The organism is Actinoplanes sp. CA-142083, assembly GCF_050942195.1.
In the GTDB taxonomy this organism is placed as follows: domain Bacteria; phylum Actinomycetota; class Actinomycetes; order Mycobacteriales; family Micromonosporaceae; genus Actinoplanes.
On sequence record NZ_CP192076.1, the window covers coordinates 6,383,884 to 6,402,240 of the forward strand.

At 70.7% G+C, this 18,357-nt stretch carries 27 protein-coding genes and 1 tRNA gene; 11 read left to right on the forward strand and 17 right to left on the reverse strand.

Going from position 1 to position 18,357, the window contains the following annotated elements:
* The first annotated feature begins 27 nt into the window (after window positions 1–27).
* Window positions 28–498 carry a MarR family transcriptional regulator gene (locus ACQPZX_RS29285; RefSeq protein WP_433361869.1) on the forward strand — a complete coding sequence of 157 codons (471 nt, stop codon included), beginning with the start codon at window positions 28–30 and terminating at the stop codon, window positions 496–498.
* Here the strand turns inward: ACQPZX_RS29285 and ACQPZX_RS29290 are convergent, their stop codons facing one another.
* Window positions 499–1,437: a TIGR03557 family F420-dependent LLM class oxidoreductase gene (locus ACQPZX_RS29290; protein ID WP_433385485.1), complete on the reverse strand. Its 939-nt coding sequence runs from the start codon at window positions 1,435–1,437 to the stop codon at window positions 499–501.
* 129 nt (window positions 1,438–1,566) lie between these two features.
* Here ACQPZX_RS29290 and folP point away from each other — a divergent pair, with 129 nt between their 5' ends.
* Window positions 1,567–2,364 carry a dihydropteroate synthase gene (folP, locus tag ACQPZX_RS29295; RefSeq protein ID WP_433385488.1) on the forward strand — a complete coding sequence of 266 codons (798 nt, stop codon included), beginning with the start codon at window positions 1,567–1,569 and terminating at the stop codon, window positions 2,362–2,364.
* On the opposite strand, the gene ACQPZX_RS29300 is transcribed toward folP, so the two are convergent.
* Window positions 2,361–2,549: a hypothetical protein gene (locus ACQPZX_RS29300; protein WP_433361872.1), complete on the reverse strand. Its 189-nt coding sequence runs from the start codon at window positions 2,547–2,549 to the stop codon at window positions 2,361–2,363. The two genes, folP and ACQPZX_RS29300, sit on opposite strands and share 4 nt — an antisense overlap.
* 15 nt (window positions 2,550–2,564) lie before the next feature.
* Window positions 2,565–3,113 carry a TetR/AcrR family transcriptional regulator gene (locus ACQPZX_RS29305; RefSeq protein ID WP_433361875.1) on the reverse strand — a complete coding sequence of 183 codons (549 nt, stop codon included), beginning with the start codon at window positions 3,111–3,113 and terminating at the stop codon, window positions 2,565–2,567.
* A 76-nt stretch (window positions 3,114–3,189) separates the two neighbouring features.
* Between ACQPZX_RS29305 and ACQPZX_RS29310 the strand changes: the two genes are divergently transcribed.
* Window positions 3,190–4,626, forward strand: coding sequence for a DHA2 family efflux MFS transporter permease subunit (locus ACQPZX_RS29310; RefSeq protein WP_433361878.1), 1,437 nt, complete (start codon window positions 3,190–3,192; stop codon window positions 4,624–4,626).
* Between the two features lie 128 nt (window positions 4,627–4,754).
* Here ACQPZX_RS29310 and ACQPZX_RS29315 read toward each other — a convergent pair whose 3' ends face one another.
* Window positions 4,755–5,504 (reverse strand): sulfite exporter TauE/SafE family protein, encoded by a 750-nt coding sequence (locus tag ACQPZX_RS29315; protein WP_433361881.1) that lies wholly within the window; start codon window positions 5,502–5,504, stop codon window positions 4,755–4,757.
* Window positions 5,505–5,677: 173 nt separating this feature from the next.
* Complete coding sequence (locus tag ACQPZX_RS29320; RefSeq protein ID WP_433361884.1) at window positions 5,678–6,607, reverse strand: PrsW family intramembrane metalloprotease; 930 nt, start codon at window positions 6,605–6,607, stop codon at window positions 5,678–5,680.
* A 78-nt stretch (window positions 6,608–6,685) separates the two neighbouring features.
* On the opposite strand from ACQPZX_RS29320, the gene ACQPZX_RS29325 reads away from it, so the two are divergent.
* Complete coding sequence (locus ACQPZX_RS29325) at window positions 6,686–7,639, forward strand: SAM-dependent methyltransferase (protein WP_433361887.1); 954 nt, start codon at window positions 6,686–6,688, stop codon at window positions 7,637–7,639.
* A 5-nt stretch (window positions 7,640–7,644) separates the two neighbouring features.
* Here the strand turns inward: ACQPZX_RS29325 and ACQPZX_RS29330 are convergent.
* A tRNA-Ser gene (locus tag ACQPZX_RS29330) sits at window positions 7,645–7,741 on the reverse strand.
* A 140-nt stretch (window positions 7,742–7,881) separates the two neighbouring features.
* Here ACQPZX_RS29330 and ACQPZX_RS29335 point away from each other — a divergent pair.
* From ACQPZX_RS29335 to ACQPZX_RS29345, 3 genes are read left to right on the forward strand one after another with little or no spacing between them, the layout of a single operon-like run.
* Window positions 7,882–8,088: a hypothetical protein gene (locus ACQPZX_RS29335; protein ID WP_433361889.1), complete on the forward strand. Its 207-nt coding sequence runs from the start codon at window positions 7,882–7,884 to the stop codon at window positions 8,086–8,088.
* Window positions 8,085–8,417 carry a hypothetical protein gene (locus ACQPZX_RS29340; RefSeq protein WP_433361892.1) on the forward strand — a complete coding sequence of 111 codons (333 nt, stop codon included), beginning with the start codon at window positions 8,085–8,087 and terminating at the stop codon, window positions 8,415–8,417. Before ACQPZX_RS29335 ends, ACQPZX_RS29340 begins: the two co-directional genes overlap by 4 nt.
* Window positions 8,414–8,821, forward strand: a complete 408-nt coding sequence (locus ACQPZX_RS29345; RefSeq protein ID WP_433361895.1) for a hypothetical protein — start codon at window positions 8,414–8,416, stop codon at window positions 8,819–8,821. The genes ACQPZX_RS29340 and ACQPZX_RS29345 overlap by 4 nt, the downstream gene beginning before the upstream one ends.
* A 209-nt stretch (window positions 8,822–9,030) precedes the next feature.
* Here the strand turns inward: ACQPZX_RS29345 and ACQPZX_RS29350 are convergent, their stop codons facing one another.
* Complete coding sequence (locus ACQPZX_RS29350) at window positions 9,031–9,216, reverse strand: hypothetical protein (RefSeq protein WP_433361898.1); 186 nt, start codon at window positions 9,214–9,216, stop codon at window positions 9,031–9,033.
* Between the two features lie 109 nt (window positions 9,217–9,325).
* Between ACQPZX_RS29350 and ACQPZX_RS29355 the strand changes: the two genes are divergently transcribed.
* From ACQPZX_RS29355 to ACQPZX_RS29370, 4 genes are all read left to right on the forward strand, one after another.
* Window positions 9,326–10,429 (forward strand): helix-turn-helix domain-containing protein, encoded by a 1,104-nt coding sequence (locus ACQPZX_RS29355; RefSeq protein WP_433361901.1) that lies wholly within the window; start codon window positions 9,326–9,328, stop codon window positions 10,427–10,429.
* 160 nt (window positions 10,430–10,589) lie between these two features.
* A complete protein-coding gene (locus ACQPZX_RS29360) occupies window positions 10,590–10,733 on the forward strand; it encodes a hypothetical protein (RefSeq protein WP_433361904.1) in 144 nt (47 codons plus the stop codon).
* Window positions 10,730–11,026: a hypothetical protein gene (locus ACQPZX_RS29365; protein ID WP_433361907.1), complete on the forward strand. Its 297-nt coding sequence runs from the start codon at window positions 10,730–10,732 to the stop codon at window positions 11,024–11,026. The genes ACQPZX_RS29360 and ACQPZX_RS29365 overlap by 4 nt, the downstream gene beginning before the upstream one ends.
* Window positions 11,023–11,214: a helix-turn-helix transcriptional regulator gene (locus ACQPZX_RS29370; protein ID WP_433361909.1), complete on the forward strand. Its 192-nt coding sequence runs from the start codon at window positions 11,023–11,025 to the stop codon at window positions 11,212–11,214. Before ACQPZX_RS29365 ends, ACQPZX_RS29370 begins: the two co-directional genes overlap by 4 nt.
* Here the strand turns inward: ACQPZX_RS29370 and ACQPZX_RS29375 are convergent.
* From ACQPZX_RS29375 to ACQPZX_RS29420, 10 genes are all read right to left on the reverse strand, one after another.
* A complete protein-coding gene (locus ACQPZX_RS29375) occupies window positions 11,211–11,357 on the reverse strand; it encodes a hypothetical protein (RefSeq protein ID WP_433361912.1) in 147 nt (48 codons plus the stop codon). The genes ACQPZX_RS29370 and ACQPZX_RS29375 overlap by 4 nt on opposite strands.
* Window positions 11,357–14,701 carry a phage tail tape measure protein gene (locus tag ACQPZX_RS29380; protein ID WP_433361915.1) on the reverse strand — a complete coding sequence of 1,115 codons (3,345 nt, stop codon included), beginning with the start codon at window positions 14,699–14,701 and terminating at the stop codon, window positions 11,357–11,359. Before ACQPZX_RS29380 ends, ACQPZX_RS29375 begins: the two co-directional genes overlap by 1 nt.
* Before the next feature lie 307 nt (window positions 14,702–15,008).
* On the reverse strand, window positions 15,009–15,206 hold the full coding sequence (locus tag ACQPZX_RS29385; protein WP_433361918.1) for a hypothetical protein: 198 nt from the start codon (window positions 15,204–15,206) through the stop codon (window positions 15,009–15,011).
* Complete coding sequence (locus ACQPZX_RS29390) at window positions 15,203–15,448, reverse strand: hypothetical protein (protein WP_433361921.1); 246 nt, start codon at window positions 15,446–15,448, stop codon at window positions 15,203–15,205. The genes ACQPZX_RS29385 and ACQPZX_RS29390 overlap by 4 nt, the downstream gene beginning before the upstream one ends.
* Entirely contained in the window at window positions 15,445–15,825 is a 381-nt protein-coding gene (locus tag ACQPZX_RS29395; RefSeq protein WP_433361924.1) for a hypothetical protein, read from the reverse strand. Before ACQPZX_RS29395 ends, ACQPZX_RS29390 begins: the two co-directional genes overlap by 4 nt.
* 136 nt (window positions 15,826–15,961) lie before the next feature.
* Window positions 15,962–16,747, reverse strand: coding sequence for a hypothetical protein (locus ACQPZX_RS29400; protein WP_433361927.1), 786 nt, complete (start codon window positions 16,745–16,747; stop codon window positions 15,962–15,964).
* Complete coding sequence (locus tag ACQPZX_RS29405) at window positions 16,744–17,160, reverse strand: hypothetical protein (RefSeq protein WP_433361930.1); 417 nt, start codon at window positions 17,158–17,160, stop codon at window positions 16,744–16,746. Before ACQPZX_RS29405 ends, ACQPZX_RS29400 begins: the two co-directional genes overlap by 4 nt.
* Entirely contained in the window at window positions 17,157–17,546 is a 390-nt protein-coding gene (locus ACQPZX_RS29410) for a DUF7715 family protein (protein ID WP_433361933.1), read from the reverse strand. Before ACQPZX_RS29410 ends, ACQPZX_RS29405 begins: the two co-directional genes overlap by 4 nt.
* Entirely contained in the window at window positions 17,543–17,830 is a 288-nt protein-coding gene (locus ACQPZX_RS29415) for a hypothetical protein (RefSeq protein ID WP_433361936.1), read from the reverse strand. Before ACQPZX_RS29415 ends, ACQPZX_RS29410 begins: the two co-directional genes overlap by 4 nt.
* 104 nt (window positions 17,831–17,934) lie before the next feature.
* Complete coding sequence (locus ACQPZX_RS29420) at window positions 17,935–18,285, reverse strand: hypothetical protein (RefSeq protein WP_433361939.1); 351 nt, start codon at window positions 18,283–18,285, stop codon at window positions 17,935–17,937.
* Between the last annotated feature and the right edge of the window lie 72 nt (window positions 18,286–18,357).

The following is an 18,357-nucleotide window of genomic DNA, read 5'->3' on the forward strand; positions in this document are numbered from 1 at the left end:
AACATCTCCTTTTGAGGTTCATACCGTATGACTTCCGTAACACCTCGGGAGCAACGGCGGCTCGCGAACGGCGTCAAGCAGGCGCTGCGCGAGGCGTCGCTGCAGGTGGCCATGCTCAACCACCAGGTCGGGACGAAGCTCGGCCTGCGCGACGCCGACTTCGACTGCCTCAATCTGCTGAACCAGCACGGCGCGCTGGGCCCGGGAGCGCTCGCGAAGCTGGCCGGGCTGCATCCGGCGACGATGACCGGGGTGCTCGACCGGCTCGAGAAGGCGGGTTTCGTGACCCGCGACCGCGACCCGGGCGACCGGCGGGCCGTGGTCGTGCGCACCTCGCCGGAACGGGGCGGCGAGGTCCTCGGCCTGTATGCCGGCATGAACGACCTGATGGACGGGATCTGCGCCGGCTATAGCGCCGAGGAGCTGGCCGTCATCACCGACTTTCTGCGGCGCGCGGCCGCCGCCGGCCGGGACGCGACCGCGAAACTTGCCGACTGATCAGCGCAGTTCTTTCGCGCAGAAGTCAAGAAACCCGTCGGGGTCGGGGCCGCAGTTCATCAGGGCGATGTGGTCGAAACCGGCCTGGCGATAGGTTTCGATCGCCTCGCGATACGGCTGCGGGTCCGGGCCGGTCACCATTTTCTCCCGTACGTCCTCGGGCCGCACCAGCTCGGAGGCGGCCTCGAAGTTCGCGGGGTTGGGCAGCTCCGACATCACCTTCCAGCCGAAGACCGACCAGCGACTGGTCTCGTGCGCCGCCCGGACGGCGTCCTCCTCGTCGGGCGCCCACGCCACGGCGATCTCGGCATACTTCGGGCCGGTGCCGCCGGCCGCAACGAAAGTTTCCACGAGGCCGGTGTTGGGCTCGGTGGCGAACAGTCCCGACCCGTGCGTGGCGGCCAGCTCGGCGGCCTTCTTCCCGCCGGCCGCGACAGCGATCGCGGGAAGTTTCTCCGGCAGGTCGAAAACGCGGGCGTCCTCCAGCGACAGGTAATCCCCGTCGTAGTGCTGGTAGCCGCCTTCCCACAGCAGGTTGATGATGTCCAGCGCCTCGGCGAGGAGCGCGTGCCGGTCCCGTACGCCGGGAAATCCCTGACCCACCACGTGCTCGTTGAGACGCTCGCCGGAACCGACGCCCAGCGTGAATCGATCATCGGAGATGATCGCCAGGGTCGCCGCCGCCTGCGCGATGATCGCCGGGTGGTAGCGGACGGTCGGGCAGGTCACGCCCGTCGCCAGGCCGAGGCGCTGGGTCCTGGCGGCGATCGCGCCGAGCACCGACCACGCGAACGGCGAATGCCCCTGCACGTCGAGCCACGGGTGGTAGTGGTCGCTCATCTCGACGAAATCGAAGCCGCACTCCTCGGCGCGGACCGCCTGCCGGATGAGCTCCTTGGGCCCGAAGGCCTCGGCCGCGAGTTTGTATCCCAGTCTCATTCCCACCGCGATTCCCCGGCCGGATCGGGTCAAACCCGCGTCCTGTTACCCTCGGCGACCGTGGGCGAAAAGCACAGCGTGCGGGTGATCGGCAAGCGGGAATTCGACTTCGCACGGCAGGTCGCGGTGATGGCGATCGTCAACCGGACGCCCGATTCGTTCCACGACCAAGGCAGCACTTTCGCGCTCGATCACGCGCTGTCGGCGGTCGAGAAGGCGGCCGGGGCCGGCGCGGATTGGATCGACATCGGCGGGGTGCCGTTCGCACCGGGGCCGGAGGTCAGCGCGGCCGAGGAGATCGACCGTGTGCTGCCGGTCGTGGTCAAGGCGCGCGAGCTGGCGGTGGTTTCCGTCGACACTTTCCGGCCCGAGGTCGCCGCCGAGGTGATCAAGGCGGGCGCCGGCGTCATCAACGACACGTCCGGCCTGCGCGATCCGGCGATGGCCGACGCGGTGGCGGGCACCGACGCGCAGCTGGTGATCACGCACAGCCTCGCGCCGCCGCGAACGCCCTGGCCCAGCCCGCATTACGCCGACGTGACCACGGAGGTCGCCGCGTTCCTGCGCGATCGGGTGAAACTCGCGCTCGATCGCGGCGTCCGACCGGATCAGATCATCATCGATCCCGGCCACGACCTGAACAAGAACACGCTGCACTCGCTCGAGCTGACCCGGCGCCTCGACGAGATCGCGGCGGTCGGGTACCCGATGCTGGCCGCGGTCAGCAACAAGGACTTCATCGGCGAGACCCTCGACGCGGCGCAGCCGGACCGGCTGGCCGGCACCCTGGCCGCGGTCGTCTTCTGCGTCGTGCACGGCGCCCGGATCGTCCGGGTCCACGACGTGGCCGCCACGGTCGGCGCCGTGCGGATGACCGAGGCCATGCTCGGGTGGCGGCAGCCCGCCTACACCCGGCACAACATCTAACGCCGCTTCTGCGACTCCGGCTCTTCCTGGTTGGCGTGCAGCTTGTTGATGCCGGCGTTGCTGCTGCCGCTGGCCGGGGTTTTCGAGGTCGGCGGCTCGTCGGTGAGGAAAGTTTCCTCTTCCTCGCGGCCGGTGATGTGCTGGTCGGTGCTCGCGCCCTGAACGGTCGGCTCGTTGCTGCTCATGGGAGCGAAATACCCTCAGTGCTTGTCGTCGAACGTGCTCAGCAGGTCATTCATCCACGGGGTGCGCGCGACCGGGTCGGGGCCTACCACTCGCATGGCGCCCAGGCAGTTCAGCAGCATGCCGACCGCGAAGAAATCGCGGGCCTCCTCCGCGCTCGCCCCGGTCAGCTCGCGCACCACCTCGTAGAGCCGGCCGAAGCAGGCGCGCACCGGGTCGCCGATCGCCGGGTCGGCGCTGGCGGTGAAGCCGTGCAGCAACAGGGTGATCAGCTCCCGCTCGGCGAGCAGGTCGTTGTAGGCCTCGCCGAGGCTGGCCAGCGAGGGCTCCTCGGCCGCCGCCCGCCGGAACCGCTCCTCGATCCGGGCGCCCGAGCGATTCACCGCCGCGATGAAGAGCTCTTGTTTCGTGCGAAAGATTCTGATCACGTACGGCTGGGAGACGCCCGCCAGACGAGCCACTTGATCGGTGGTGGTGCCCGCGTAGCCGCCGTGGCTGAACGCGGTCACGGCGGCCGTCACGAGCTGCTCGTGGCGCTCCTCCGCGGTGAGACGGGTCCGGGTCATGTTGACAAGTTATCAGTCACTAACTAACGTCGCCAAGCGAAGTTATCAGTGGATAACAACTTCGGGGAGCGAACCCATGACCACCACCGCCGTACGACCGGCCCCGCCCTCGCGGCGCCGCGCCGGCCGACCCCTCGCCGCCGTCCTGGCCGCCGTCGGCATTCCCACCTTCATGGTCACGCTGGACAACCTGGTGGTGAGCACCGCACTGCCGGTGATCCGCGAGGACCTGAACTCGTCGCTGGCCGACCTGCAGTGGTTCGTCAACGCGTACACGCTGCCCTTCGCCGCCTTCCTGCTCACGGCGGCCGCGCTCGGCGACCGCATCGGCCGCCGCCGCATGTTCCTGTTCGGCATCACGGTCTTCACGCTGGCCTCGGCCGCCGCCGGCCTGGCCACCGAGTCCTGGCAGCTCACCGCCGCTCGCGCGGTGCAGGGGCTGGGCGGCGCGGCGGTCGCGCCACTCGCGTTGACATTGCTGGCGCAGGCGGTCCCCGACCGGATGCGAACGGCGGCGGTCGGCATCTGGGGTGGCATCAGCGGCCTCGGCGTCGCGGTCGGCCCGGTCGTCGGCGGCGCGGTCGTCGAGGGCCTCGACTGGCACTGGATCTTCTGGCTGAACGTTCCCGTCGGCGTCGTCGCCATCGTCCTCGCGGCGACGGTCCTCGACGAGTCCCGCGGCGGCGCCCGCAAGCTCGACCCGCTCGGCCTGGTGCTCTCCGCCGCCGGAATGCTGCTGCTCATCTGGGGAGTCGTCGACGGACCGGACCGCGGCTGGAGCTCGGCCCGGGTGCTCACCATGCTGATCGGCGGCGGCGTCCTCATCGTGGCGTTCATCGCGTGGCAGGCCCGCAACCGCACGCCGATGCTGCCGCTTTCGCTGTTCCGTTCGCGCGGCTTCAGCCTCGTCAACATCGTCACGCTGACGTTCTCGGCCGGCACCTTCGGCGCGGTGTTCCTGCTGGCGCAGTTCTTCCAGGTGGTGCAGGGCCTCAGCCCGCTCGGCTCGGGCTTGCGCACCCTGCCGTGGACGATGGCGCCGATGGTGGTCGCGCCGCTGGCCGGCCTGTTCGGCGACCGCATCGGCCAGCGAAACCTGATCTTCGCCGGCCAGGTGCTCCTCGCCGGCGCCATCCTCTGGATCGGCGTGGCCACCTCGGCGACGGTGGGCTACAGCCACCTGATGGTCGCTTTCGTGATGGCCGGCGTTGGCATGGGCCTGACTTTCGCGCCGATCAGCACCATGGCGCTGGCCAGCGTCAACGAGCAGCAGCGAGGCGTCGCATCCGGCGCCAACAACACCATCCGCGAGCTGGGCGTGGCGGTCGGCGTCGCCGCCCTGGCGTCGATCTTCAGCTCGTACGGCAGCTACGCCACCCACGAAAGTTTCGTCAACGGTTTGCGCCCGGCCGTGCTGGTCGGCGCCGCGATCGTGGCCGCCGGGGCGGTGATCGCGCTGTGGCTCCCCCGCCGTGAGACCCCCGCCGCCGTCGTCGAGAGCGTCAACGACTGACCGGCGGTCGCAACGGCCCGCCGAGGTGACGGCCTCGGCGGGCCGCTCATCTTCGTGTCGCCGCGCGCGCAACCGCACCTGCCGCCGCCCGCGCTTGCGCCCGCCACGCCTGCCGCCCGGCGGCGACTTCATTTGCCGGCGCGCCACCACAGGTAACCGGCCAGGCCCAGCGCGGCCGCGGCGATCGCGAAGCGCAGCGGGCGTTCCGGCGTGCGGCGGACCAGCGCCGGCCCCAGCCAGCTGCCGAGCAGGCACCCCGCGGCGAGGAACGCGGCCGCCGGCCAGTGGACCGGCGCCACCAGGGCGTAGATGACCGCGGCGGCCAGGTTGGACGCGCCCAGGGCGATGCTCTTCACCGCGTTGGTCACCGGCAGCGGCTCGGTCGCGGCCACCGAGAGCACCGCCAGCATGAGCACGCCGGCGGCCGCCCCGAAATAGCCGCCGTACACCCCGATCAGAAAGACCGCACCGCCCAGCAGAGGCGGCGACATCGAACGATGCCCGGCCCACCGGCGCAACGGGTCCCGCAGCAGGAGCAGCGCCGCCCCGAGCGCGATCAGCACCGGCACGATCCGCTCGAAGGCCTCCGACGGCGTTGCCAGCAGCAACACCGCCCCGGCCAGCCCGCCCACCGCCGCGACCGCCGAGAGCCGCACCAGCCGATTGCGGTGACCGCGCAACTCCTGCCGGGCGCCGGCCGCGGTGCCGACCGTGTTCGACAGCAGGGCCACCGTGTTGGTGACGTTGGCCGCGATAGGCGGGATGCCGACGGCGAGCAGCGCCGGATAGCTGGCCAGCGACGCGAGCCCGGCCATGGAACCGGTCAGCCCGGCCCCGACCCCGCCGAGAGCGAGCAGGATCGCGTCGCCCGGCTGCACCCGGCCACCCTACCCACCACCGAACGCACCAACCGCTCGCCGCCTCCCCGAGCCGTGAGCCGGCCATTTTGCCGGCCGGTGGCGGGTCGCGGAGCCGGACCCGCCACCGCCTCATATGGCGTCCGGCGCCGGATCTGCGGTTGGGTACGCCTGACCCCGTACGATATCGGCGTTTATGCGGATCGATGGTGGCCGCTGCGCCAGATGGAGCGGAGCCAGAGCAGCGCGACCAAGGTGATGACGATCATGCCGCCGATCGAGAACAGCGTGAACAGCTGGACCTGTTCGTCGGTCGGGCGGGGGATCCAGCCGAGCGCGAAAAGTTTCTGCTGACCGGCGGTGCTCGTGAGCACGAAAGTTAACAGAACCGCGATGCCGTGCATCGAGTCCCAGAGGGCGTGCAGCAAGGAAACGCCCAGGTATCCGAGGATCACCTTGCCGGTCAGGCGCAGGTGGCCGGCGGCGGTAGCGCTCGCGAAGAGCAGGCCGCCGAGGATCGCGGTCCACAAACCGTGGCCGAAAGGTGCGAGCAGACCGCGGAGAATTTCCGTCTCGACGAGCGAACGCAGCGAAAGTCCCTGGACGGTGAGCAGGGCGTTCAGCGCGTAGCCGGCCGACTCGAACGCCGCGAAACCGAACCCGACGGTTGCGCCGAGAATGACGCCGCTGCGGACCGAGCGGCTGGTCACGTGCCTGGTCAGAAACCACAGCGCGGCAAGTTTCACGCCCTCCTCGATGAGGCCGACGCCCACGAACATCCACCACGACGGATGCAGCAGATAGGACTCCAGCACCGACGCGCCGAGGACGCCCAGGATGCCGCCGACCACGAAACACTTGAACGTCAGCTCGACCGGCGTGGCCTGGTCACGATGCTCGTAGGCCCACGCCACGAACGTGACCGGCACCAGGAAACTTCCGAGCAGAACCAGGGTCGGGATCAGGTTGGCGTTCTCGGTGATGAACGTGATCGCGACCGTGAGCACCCAGAGGACCAGGCCGGTGGTGAGGATGACCAGCCACGGCGGGCGTCGTCGCGCCGCGCCACGGGTGCCGGCCGTCGCGGGAGGATGGGTCGCGCCGCCGTAGGTGGAAGATGCCATGCCATCCACCATTGTGAGATCGCTCGCCGTGCGCCTCCCCCGCCGCGGATGATCCGGATTGTCGGGCACCATGGGCTCGTGAGCATCGATGATCAGCTGGCCGAGTGGGGTCGCGGCGCGCAAGCGCTCGCCCTTTTCCACGCCACTTTCGCGCAAGGCTGGATCAAGTTTCTCGCCGAGCCGCAGGATCTCGCGGCGGTCGCGAAATTCGCCGATCAAGACCCCGATCGCGTACGGGATGTGCTCGCGGCCCTGATCGCGAACGGGCTCGTCGTCGCCGATGCGGGACGCTACCGCGTTGCGCCCGGCGTAGCGGAGGCGATCGCCGACGAAGCGCCCATCGACCTCGGCGCGAAAATCGAGAACGCCCGGCTCGTGGCCCGGCAGGTCGAGGACGTGGTGCGCACCGGCGCCGCGCCGCTGACCGCTGAGGAGGCCGTGGTGGTCGCGCGGTCGTTCGCGTTCAAGCCCAGTCCCGGCGCCCGCGCGGTGGTGACGATGCTCTTCGAGCCGATGCCGGAGATGTGGGAGGCGATGCGCGAGGGCAGGCTGCTCGACGTGGGCAGCGGCGTCGGCGGTTTCGTGCTGACCGCCGCGACCATGCTGCCCGGCATGCGGGCGACCACGCTGGAGCTGGTGCCGGAGGTGGCCGCCGTCGCCGCCGACCGGGCCAAGGCCCTCGGCGTGGACGACCGCATCGACATCCGCTGCATGGACGCGCGCGACTTCGTCGCGAAAGTTTCCTATGACGTGGCGTTCTGGGCACAGCCGTTCTTTCCCGCTCAGGCCCGCGCCGCCACCCTCGCGATGATCAAGCGCAGCCTGCGCCCCGGCGGTCTGCTGCTGGTGCAGGAGCTCGAGCCGCCGTCGGAGGGTCCCGGGTCCACGATGCGCCGGATGATCGCGCAGTCGCGGGGCGTGCCTTTCGCCCGGCCCATCGAGGAACTGGTGGCCGAGTGCGTCGAGGCCGGTTTCACCGACGCTCGCATCATCACCGCCGACTTCGGCCGGGTGGCGCTGCTCAAGGCCTGACGTCGCGCCCCCGGCTGGACTCGAACCAGCGGCCTTCGGACTCGGAATCCGGTGCAGGGGGTTCGCGGTCGTTCGCCACCGTCTGTCTTCCCAGCTAACGGCCCATGTTGACCGTTCGTGAACCTGCCCGAACGAGGCTCGCACGCTACATCGTCTGCTACATCCCCGCCCGTTAGAGCGGGCCCGGACGCGGTGATCGCAACACCGGCCGGGCCCTTGATCGCCCCAGGAGGCGACCCGAGATGACCGTACCCAACCCTGCCCAGGAGCGGGTCTACCCGCTCGACCCGCCCGACGACGACCGCCGCTTCACCCTCGGCTTGATCTTCACGATTGGCCAGGTTCTCGCCAACGCCGGCTATCCCGAGGTCAGGTCGGGCGGCGACCTGGTCGCGTTGCAGCAGGCGATCTTCAACTTCCTTTACGCGGCACCGGGTGGTGCCCGGTGAGCCGCCGCCGGTCCGGGCGCGCCGTCTTCAGTCAGGCCCTGTTCAGGCACGTGCACAGCCGCCGCCGGCTGGCCGGGGGGCCGCGGCCGTGCCCCGAGTGGTGCGACGTCGACCACGCGACCGACGTCGACCTGGAAGGTACGCGGGCGCACGCGCGCCAACTGTCGGCGCGGGTGAAGATCGGGGCCACCGAGGATCTGGAGACGGGCGAATGGCACGAGCCTTCCGTCTCCGTGCTGCCGGGCCTCATCACGACCGCCGAGCAGGCCCACACCCTCGCCCTGGAGATCCTCGACGCTGCCGAGCTGCTCGAGGGCGGTGCGCGATGAGCGACACCGGCCGCCGGCCGCAGCGGCAGCCCGAGCCCGGCGCCCGCGTCGTGCTGGTCGTCCCCCGCAGCGGCGAGATCGCCGCGCTGCTGCTGAGCCGTGCTCTCGACGACATCGAGCGGCTCGGCCTGGACCTAGTCGCGGTCGTCGACCCGGCGGACCACATCGAGGCGCTGCGGCTGATCGTCGACGGCGCGGCGGACATTGCGCTGGCCTGCCGGCCGGAGCACCTGCCGTCGCTACAGCTCACGTCGTTCCTGATGGCGCCCGGCAAGACGAGGCCGGTCGACCGCGGGGACGTTGACCGGCGTACGCGGCTCATCGACCGCACGGACCGACCCGAGGTCACCTATCAGCGCACGTTGCCCGCGGCCCGGCAGCGGAGGCCCCGGGCGATCGGCTGAAATCCGTCACGGCCGTACGGATTTCGCGGCCCGCTCCCTCGCCGGGGCGGGCCGCTTCCGTTGTCGCCGAGACCCGCGCGCGGCTCACGGATTCGGCCAGGGCGTGGCCGAATCGCGCACGCGAATGCGCAATCCAGATCGGCACGCAGGTGCCGAATCCCGAGCGCCGGAGACGGGCCCGACCGGCAGAAGCCTCGAAGCGTCGTGAGCTACCTGCGGCGTACGGCCACCGTGATCGCGGCGATGACCCCGGCCACGCCGAAGACGAACAGCAGGCAGACCAGCAGATGCCAGATCTTCAATGCGCCCATGTTGCGCACCGTACGGTGCGACCGCACGAGATCACCGTCCACCGATCGGTGGACGACCGGCAGGGCGGGGCGTACGACGCTCACTCGTTCGGGTGCCCGAACGGCTCCGGCCTTCGGGCGTACGCTCGTGTTGGCGTGACCGGTTCTTGCGGGCCGGTCCGCCGCCCCTGACCGCAAGCAGGGACGTGACCCCGTGGACGATTCGGGCTTCTTCGGCGACGTGCTGCGCCGCCTCTGCGACGAACGTGGACTGTCCGTGCGCGAGCTCGCGAAGCTGACCAACCACTCGAAGACCGTGATCGGTGAATGGCGCACGGGCGCGAAGGTTCCCGACCCGGTCGAGGCCGAGCGCGTCGACGCGCTTCTCGGCGCCGGCGGCATTCTGGCCGCTGCGGCTCGCATGCCCGGTGCGAACGGGAGTGCCGAGCGGCTCGCGTACGTGGCTGCCGCGCCGCGCACGGTCGACACTGCGGCTGTCGATGCCCTTGCCGCGACGCTGGCGAGCATGCGCCGCCTCGAGGACTCGATCGGTGCCGAGCGTCTGATCGTGGTCACCGCCGAGCCGCTGCGACTGGTCGACGAGCTGGCCGACGAGGCGCGCGGCGCCATCCGGGAGCGGGTCGTGGATGTGGCCGGCCAGTGGGAGCAGTTCGCCGGATGGCTACAGGCCGCCAGTGGCAGGGGGCCGGCGGCACGAGCCCGGTACGCGCGCACGTTGGAGCACGCGACCGAGGCGCGTGACGACAACCTGATCGCGACATCGCTGTCGATGCGCGGGCACCTCGCCTGGACGGCACGGCAGCCCGGGCCCGTGATCGGCCTGTCCGCGGCCGCGGCGGGGCACGCGCTGAGCCCGGGCCTGCGGGCGATGGCCGCTCAGCAGGAAGCGCGCGGGCATGCCCTGCTCGGCGAAGCCGGTGACGTCGAGCGGCTCTTCGATGCGGCCGACGAGCAGATGGCGGCGGCGGCCGCGCACCCTGAGGGCGAGCCGCCGTGGACGTACTTCTACACGCCGGGCTACCTGCGGATGCAGCGCGGACTCGCGTACGGGCTTCTGGGCCGCAACGACGACGCGATCGGCGAGCTGCGTGCCGGCCTGGCCGAGGCGGGGCCGTTGGTCGCCGGGTCGGAGTTCGGCGCGAACTACAAGCTTCGGCTCGCCGAGGCGCACCTGCAGGCCGGTGACCGCGACGTGGCCGAGGGACTGATCGCCGAGGTGCGCGTGCTGGCTGCGTCGACAGGATCGGCTTCCCTGGCACACGAGGCGGAGCGTCTGGAGCGCCAGGCCGGAAGCTGAGCCCGTCCGTGATGGGTGTCCGCGGACAGCTTGGGGACGCGCCCCTACTCCACACCCGGTGATCCCCCGACCACGATCAGGTTGACGGCGGCGGAGCAGCGCGTTCGAACCCCGTGGCCCCGCCGCCGCCCCCTTGGTCCCGCGTCCCCCGGAGGCGACAATGCTGCGACGGATACCCGGCCTGCGCGCGCTCCTGCGACGCCGGCGCCTGGCACGACTGATCAAGGAGACACCGCAGCGGTCGGCCGCCGAGCACACCGCAGCCTTGAGCCGGCTCATCGAGCAGGCACGGGCCGAGCGATGAACGAGCGCCCGCTGCACACCTTCCGCGGCTTCAACATGAAGGTGACGGGCGAGCCGCCGCGCCCCACTCACGTGCCTCAGCGGCCGGCGTGGACGTGCCGGGTGTGCGGCGACGAGTGGCCGTGCAACGCGGCCCGAGAGAACCTGCTCGCCGAGAAGCAGGACGACCCGACCGGGACCGCGGTGCTGATGTGGACCTACCTGGAGAGCTTCATCTTCGACCAGGGGCCAGGCCCGCTGGGCGACGCGTTCGAGCGCTTCATCGCGTGGACCCGGCCGCGAGGCGCGGCGTGAAGCTCGACCTCGTGGGTTTCGGTGAGCTGGTCGAGCGGTTCGGCCTGAGCCGCAGCCAGACGTACCGCCTCAGCAAGAGGCCGGACTTCCCGGAGCCAGGACTCACCAGCGGTCGGCGGGTCTGGTGGACCGCCGAGGTCGAGCAGTGGATCAGCGAGCACAGGCCCGATCTCGGGCGCGACGCCTAGAGCTGTCCCCTGCGCCGCAGGTCGTCGATCGACGCGGACAGCCAGGCCTGCAGCTCCATGCGGCTGCCGACCGGCCCGGTGAAGACGTTGCCGGTGCCCGATGCGGTGAAGCCCACATCCACGTACACCTGTGGCAGCGCCATCAGAACACCCGTGTTCCGTTCTGCAGCACCATCGTGCCGCCGGCGTCGAGCCACGGCCGTAGGCCCTGCGCGATCTGCCGGCCGTGCTCGACCGGGTTGGCGCCGGCCGCGATCGGCACAGTCAGGTTGATGACCGTGGTGTTGCCGCCGCCACCGCCGCCGGCGGAGGACTGCCAGTTCGGGATGACACGCTCCGGCTGATAGTTCTCGCCGAAGCTGTAGGTGCGGCCCGACGCGCCGACGCCGAGGATCGGCTCCGAGATCGTGCCGCCGTTCTTCATCGCCCAGTGGTCGTGCGGGTTGCCGCCAGCGAAGTTGTGCTGGTTGTAGACCAGCGACGAGTAGGCGTGGCGGCGGCCGTTCTGGATGTTCAGCGACTGCCACGGGGTGATCAGCTCGCGGGTCGCCGCAAAGTACTTCGCGTTGATCCACTCGGCCAGCGGCTTTGACGCCCGAAAATCCACGGCCCGGCCCATCGCGTGATACGACCGGTTGCCGGTCAACGTGATCGCGCCCGGGCGGTCCTTCGAGAGAACCTCCATGCCCGGGAAGGCGGCGCGCACGACCCGGACGATCCAGTCGCTGGTCCGCCCGCCGGACGGCAGGGCAGGCACGACGACAGCGCGGGCCTCCTTCTCCGACGGGACCCGGGTCATCGCCGCGGTGGTGCGGTACGGCCAGCCGACCAGGCCTCCCTGGGCGAAGCCGGGCCAGCGGCCGGTGCGGTTCATGTAATCCAGGCCGCCCGGCTTGGCGTCCTCGAGGTTCCCGCGGGCCTGCTTGTTGACCACGTACTCGTCGGCGTGCACCACGCCCGCCACGTCGTACTTCGCGCCCGGCCCCGTCCAGCCGCCCTCGGCATAGCCGAAGCCCTTCTTCGCCATGGCGTTCGCGACGGAGATGTTCTTGCCGGCCTTGAGGCTTTCCTGCAGCTCGCGCAGCCGGTCGAGGCGCTTGCCGACGTTCACGTCGCCGCTGATCGAGACGTTGGCCCGGTACGGCCCGGCGAAGTGGTTGGCCGCCGTGTATGCCTTGTCGAGGTCGGCCTTGGCCTGCTTCGCGCCCGGCGCCGACGCAATCGCCTCGTACTTCCCGTCGTAGGCGTCAGCCGCCTTCTTGGCGTCCCTGAACTGGCCGCTGACGTTCTTGATCTGGGTGTCGGTCAGCCCAGCAGCACGCAGCGTCGAGTACAGCGCCGGGGTCATCTTGCCGTCGAAGCTTCCGCCGAGCGCGCCTACCTTGCCCTGCAGGTCGACGGCCGAGCCGGTGAGGGTCCGGGTCGCCTCGTCCAGCTTGGCGGACGCCGCCCGGGCCTCCTTGCTGTCCGCCCCGTGCTTGCGGATCGCGGCCGACAGGTCCTTCTGCGCCTGCCGGGCGTCGTTCTGTGCCGTGCTCAGGCTCTTCTGCGCGTCGATCAGCCCGAAGACAGGGTCGATCTGGGCCTTCATGAAGTTGGACAGCGACGCGATGGCGTCGCGCTGGCCGAGGGCCGCGCCGGCCGCGGCGTCGGCCGCGGTCTTGTACTCCGCGGTCGCCGTGGTGGCGTCCTCGGTGGGCCCGGCGATCCCCGCAGTGGCCGTGGCTAGCCCGCCTGCGGCCGTACCGGCGGTCTGGAGGGCCGCGGCGTAGCCGGGCATCCCCTTTTTGAGCTCGTCGACGGAGACGCCGGACTTCTTCGCCTCGCCGGCCAGTTTGGAGAAGATGATCGCGGCCTGCTCGCCCTGGCCGTTCTGGACCATCGTTGCCAGCGTGCTGTCGATCGCCGAAAGCCGTTCTCTGGCGTGCTGCAAGCTCTCGTCCATGACGCCGCCGAGGCCGCTGATCGACTCGGCGACTCCGGCCGCGCCGTTGCCGAGGCCGGTCCAGAAACCGGAGTCGAGGGTTCCGAGGTCGTAGCCCAGGTGTTTGAAGTCGTCGCCGAGCAACCGGGCGGCCTCGCCGGACTTCGCGCCTGTGGTGGCCCACTGGTCGAGGCTCTGGCCGAGGGCGTCGACCTGCGGGTTGAGGTCGCTGCCGAACGCCGCGTTCACGCCGGCGGCGGCGGCCTGCGTGATGGCGAACGCCACCGCAGCACGCCCTGCCCACTTCGTCGTCTTCTCGAGGGCGCCGGCGGCCTTGTCGCCCGCGGGCCCGGTCGCCCGGAGCTCCTCGAGCGCGTCGGCGGTGCTGCTGCGCATCTTGACCCAGCCCGCAGCGCCGAGCGCCGTAGCGCCGCCGAGCGCGGCCAGCACCGTCACCGTGCCAGTAATGCCGGAGGGCAGCAGACTCAGCTGGTCGACGAACGCATTGGTGCTCTTCGTCAGCGCGCGCAAGCCGCCGGTCGCGCCGCCGCCCGACTCGATCGCGAACGTCTCCAGGGAGCCCTTCAGGCGCTCCAGATCGCCGGCCAAGTTGTTGGTCAGTTCGGCGGCCGTGTCGGCTGCGTAGCCGGCGTCGTTGACCTTGCCGACCCAGGACTGGATGCCCGCGCCGCCCTGCTCGTACAGGACGTTGGCGGCGCGAATCGCGTCGGTGCCGAAGATCTGCGCGAGGGCGGCGTCACGCTGCGCCTGGGTGAGGCCGCCGAGCTTGTCTTTCAGCTGCTCGGCGAGGTTGGTGATGCCGACGAACTTGCCCTGCGCGTTGTAGGCCTGGATGCCGAGGTCCTCCATGAGGTCCTTGGTCTTCTCGGCCGGGTTCGCCAGCTGTAGCAGCATCGTCTTGAACGACGTGCCCGCGTCGGAGCCGATCAGGCCAGCGCTCGCGAACGCCGCGAGGGTGCCCGTGGTGTCCTCGACGCTGAGCCCGAACTGGTTTGCGACCAGGCCGGACTGCGACAGGGCCATGCCCATGTCGTGCACCGATCCCTGCGCCTTGCCGGCGCCGGCGGCGAGCAGGTCGGCGATGTGCGGGATGTCCTTGCCGGACAGCTTGAACTGCGTCATCGCGGACGCCGCGGTCTCGGCCGCCTCGCCGACGTCGAGCTGGCCGGCCGCCGCCAGCGACAGCGCGCCCTTGAGTCCGCCGCCGAGCACGTCGGCGGTGGACACGCCCGCCTTGGACAGCTCGGTGATCGCGTCGGCTGCCTCGGTGGCGCTGTAGGAGCTGCTCTTGCCGGCCTCTATTGCCGCTGCCCGCAGCCGATCGATCTCGCCCGCGCCGGCGTGCGTGGCCGCCCTGACGCCCGACATCGCCTTGTCGAAGTCCGCGCGCATCTTGACCGCGGCAGTCGCCGCACCGGCCAGACCGATGCCGAGCAGCGCCGCCCGGTCGGCCACGTGGTCGAGCGAGCCCGCCTTGGCGGACTTGTCCAGCTCGCCGACGAAGTCCTTCGTTGCCGCGCCGGCGCGCTTGAGGCCGGACATGTATTGACTTACATCAGCCGTAAGGCGTACCCCGACGGTCCGCAAAGCCATCAGGCACCTAGCCTCTCCTCGGCCCCACACGGCCGCTCGAGCTTGCAGAACTTGAAGACCTCGGCGCAGGACTTGCCCGGGCGCCAGCAGCCGTTTTCGACGCACCATTTGTCCTGCGCCTGTCGCCACCGCCGGGTAGCCGGGCCGCCCGGCCCCTCGTCGGGCGCAGCGCCGAAGCGATGGCGGCCGAAGTTCCACTGCCGGATCCAGAGCGGGGCCTCGGGCCGGTCGTCTCGGCGCGTGGGCTCCCTGCGCCTCACAGCACGCCCCGCGGGTCCAGTCCGCGCTCGCGCAGCCAAGCGTCTCGGCGGGCGTTCAGCCGATCCACGCCATCGAGTGACACCGTGCCGTGCTCGTCGACGCTGCCGATGTGGCGCAGGCCGACCTCGAGGTGAGTGATCCACATCGGCACCTCGACCTGAGCCGCGGGATCCTCGACGACGCGCCGCCTCACCGAGACACCGCCTGCGGGCGCGTCAGGGCGAAATGGCCGCGATGAACGCCACGCTCGGCCAGCCACGCCCGGCCAGCGTCCACCCAGCGCTGGTGCGCCACGATGTGCCGCCAAGTCGCGTCGTCGAAGGCCCAGCCCTCCGGCGGCTGGGCGTCCGTGTCGATCCACCTCGCCAGCTCGAACCTCGGCAACCAGTCAGGCAGCTCGCCCAGGTTCGCCAACGGGTCCTCGCGGCGCTTCACGACGCCTTCCCGCCCTTGATGCCGTACACGCCGCGGACCCCTGAGCGCCTCTGTGGGCGATGCTCGCGCCGACCCTGAACCTTGTCGCCCTCGTCGCCGGCGGGCATGCGCAGGGCCGCCAGGAGGCGCGCCAGCGCGATGCGTTGCTGCCTCGCCTCGACCATGGCCGGGTGCGTCTTCAGGCCCTGCGGCGACTCGATGATCGCGCCGTCGCGCCGGACGATCGATTCCAGCTCGTCGACCTGGTCGACAGTGCGGCACACCTCCCGGGCGAGGGACAGTTCGTGCTCGTCCAGCTCGAACTCGCCGGTGATCGAGTCCCACAGGCGCTGGCCGCCGGCGCGCAAGCCGGTAGGTGGCTTCGGAGCCTCAGACATTGATCACCTCGCGTGCGACTCGGCCAATAGGTCCAGACGTTTCAGGGGTCCCGGCTTCTTTTGCCCCTCCCCGGCGGTCCGCTCCTATATGGACACGGAGGGGAAGCCCCCTATGCCTCTCTGTAGTCATGCCTGCTCAGGTAAGGAGTTGACCGAGGTCGAGGATGTTCTGTGCCCGCGCCTGACCGCTGCGTACGGCCTGCGAGCCGTTGTGTGCTCGCACCGTCGCGTTGAAGGTCTCGACCAGGCGCGGCAGCTCGTACACCTCGCTGGGCTTGGGCGGCTGAGCGAACGCCATCTGCTCGAAGCGCAGCTGCATCTCGCCCGTGTAGCCGAGCAGCAGGTTCTGCAGCGTGCGCCACTCGTCGACCAGGCCGCGGGTCGCGGGCGAGTGGCTGTCGATCCATCGGTCGAGCAGCTGCCATTCGCTGACGTCGTAGCTGGCGGTGAAGACGGCGCGGCGTACGGCCTCGTCGCCGAAGCGCTCGGCGTCGGCGAGCATCGACGCTCGGCCGGCGGTGCCTGTCTCCCGCGCCTTGGCCAGTGCGGCGTTGAACGCGGCGAGCAGCACGGTGCGGTCGGCCGGTGTGGTGCCCGGCGCGATGCCGGGGCCGATGGGCAGCTGGGTCTCGATCCATTCCTGCCGTGTCCGGCGCCGGCTCTCGAGATCCTCGTGCAGCGTGGCGAGCGTCTGGATGCAGGCGTTGTACGCCTTGACCACGGCGGCTGCGCGTACGGCCGGGTGCTGCAGGGAGTCGTTGCGGGCCTGGGCGGCGGCCGCGGTGTACGTCTCCTTGGCCGCGAGCGCCTGCGTGTAGCTCCGGTCCTCGCGGACGTCGGGAAGCGGCGCGGGCCCGGTGAGGCTGCCGTCGCCGCGCAGGCGGGTGAGGATGGCGGCGAGCGCCGGGTCGGGACTGGTCACTGACGCCTCCGAGCTACTAGGGCCGCCGCGTCTTCGGCGGCCCACTGGTTGCGGCGTAGGGGTGCGATGCCCTCGACCTTGGCCAGCCGGCGTACGTGGCGAGGCGAGACGCCGAGATGGTCGGCCAAGGTCGAGGTGGGGAGCACCGCGCTAGCACTCGCCGCCGATGATGGATCAATGTCCGCGGATGTCCGCGAAATTGGTCCGTTCGCGTCCGTGAGATACCGGAGAGCCGCCTCCCGCAACGCATCCAGCGCCTGGGCGACCTCGGGCCGCACCATGCCACCGTCGGCCCGGCGCCGCTCGATCTCGGCCCGCAGTGCCCGCCACACCGGCTCGGCGAGAGCGGGGGCGAGCCAGACTCCACCGCCGATCGCGACTGCGGCGGGCGTCCGCTGCGGCTGCACGGTCATCCCTGCGTGCGCACGATCAGGTCGTCGATGCGCCGGCCGAGCACCGTGCCGACCGGGTAGTCGGCTGCGATCTCAGCCAGCTCGGTCACGAAGTCGCCCGGGTCGGCGCCCAGCGCAGCCCAGCCGCTCTGCTCGAGGCTGGAGCGCACCGCTTCCCGGAAGTCCTCGGCCGACAGCGGGATCTCCCGGACCTCGGCCGTCGTGGTGGCCATGCCGCTGTTGAGCCCGATGAACGCCTTGGCGCAGCCGCAAGCGTTGGGCCCGTCAGGGTCGTACTCGTCTCGCCCGCAGATGAGCCCGAGGTAGACCAGCTCGCCGGGCACAGTGAAGCTGAAGTCCCAGCTCTCGTCGCCCTGCGTGCGAGCTGTGGCCGCGAGCGCCTTCACCGATCGGCCCGCTCTCGCCAGTCCGCGACCTCTTGTCGGCAGGTGTGCACGAGTGCCGCCTCCTCGCCGATCACCGTGCGCTGGTCATCGGTCATGGCCGCGTACGTCGGACACTCGGTGTCGTGGCCGATCGCGAGCAGTGGCCCGGTCGGTCCCTTGGTGACGACGAGGTTGGGCGTACGGCAGTCCATGCAGTAGATCGCGGCTCGCTCCGGGTCGGGGTCGACCACGACTCCGGCAAGCCGGCTCGCCAGCTCCACGTCACTCTCGGATGCGTCGGTCATCGGTCCTCCTGCGTCTCGGGTGCTGGCTTGCCGTTGCACGCGTTGGGCTTGCTGATGCTGCGGGCAGACCTCGCCGAGGCCGGCGCAGCACGCTGGTTGCTGAGTCACGGTCGTTCCCCTTCCATGTCGAGCCCGAGTCGCCGGGCCAACTGGACAGCGCGCGTCAAGTGAGGGCGGCACCACTCGCCTCCCGGCAGCCGCTCGTTCGGGCACGGCCTCGGCGGCGCCTCGCTCACGAGGTACCGGCATCGACTGCCGCTCTCGTCGACCACCGTGGCGGCGTCGTGCTGGGTCAGCTTCGTGCTGTGCCGCTGCTTGAGGCCCGCGTCTCGTCGTGCTTGGCGCTCGCGGCGTTCGTCGCGCGCCGCCGCCTTCTTGTGCAGGGTCTTGCCGACCGCCTGCGCGAGGCGCTGCTGCCACTCCTCATCGGAGTACGGGTTGGGCACGTCACTCACATTGATGTCCTTCGCTGTGACGGGATGCGGGAGGGGGGTGTGATGACGTGACCGCCCTATAAGGGCGGCGGT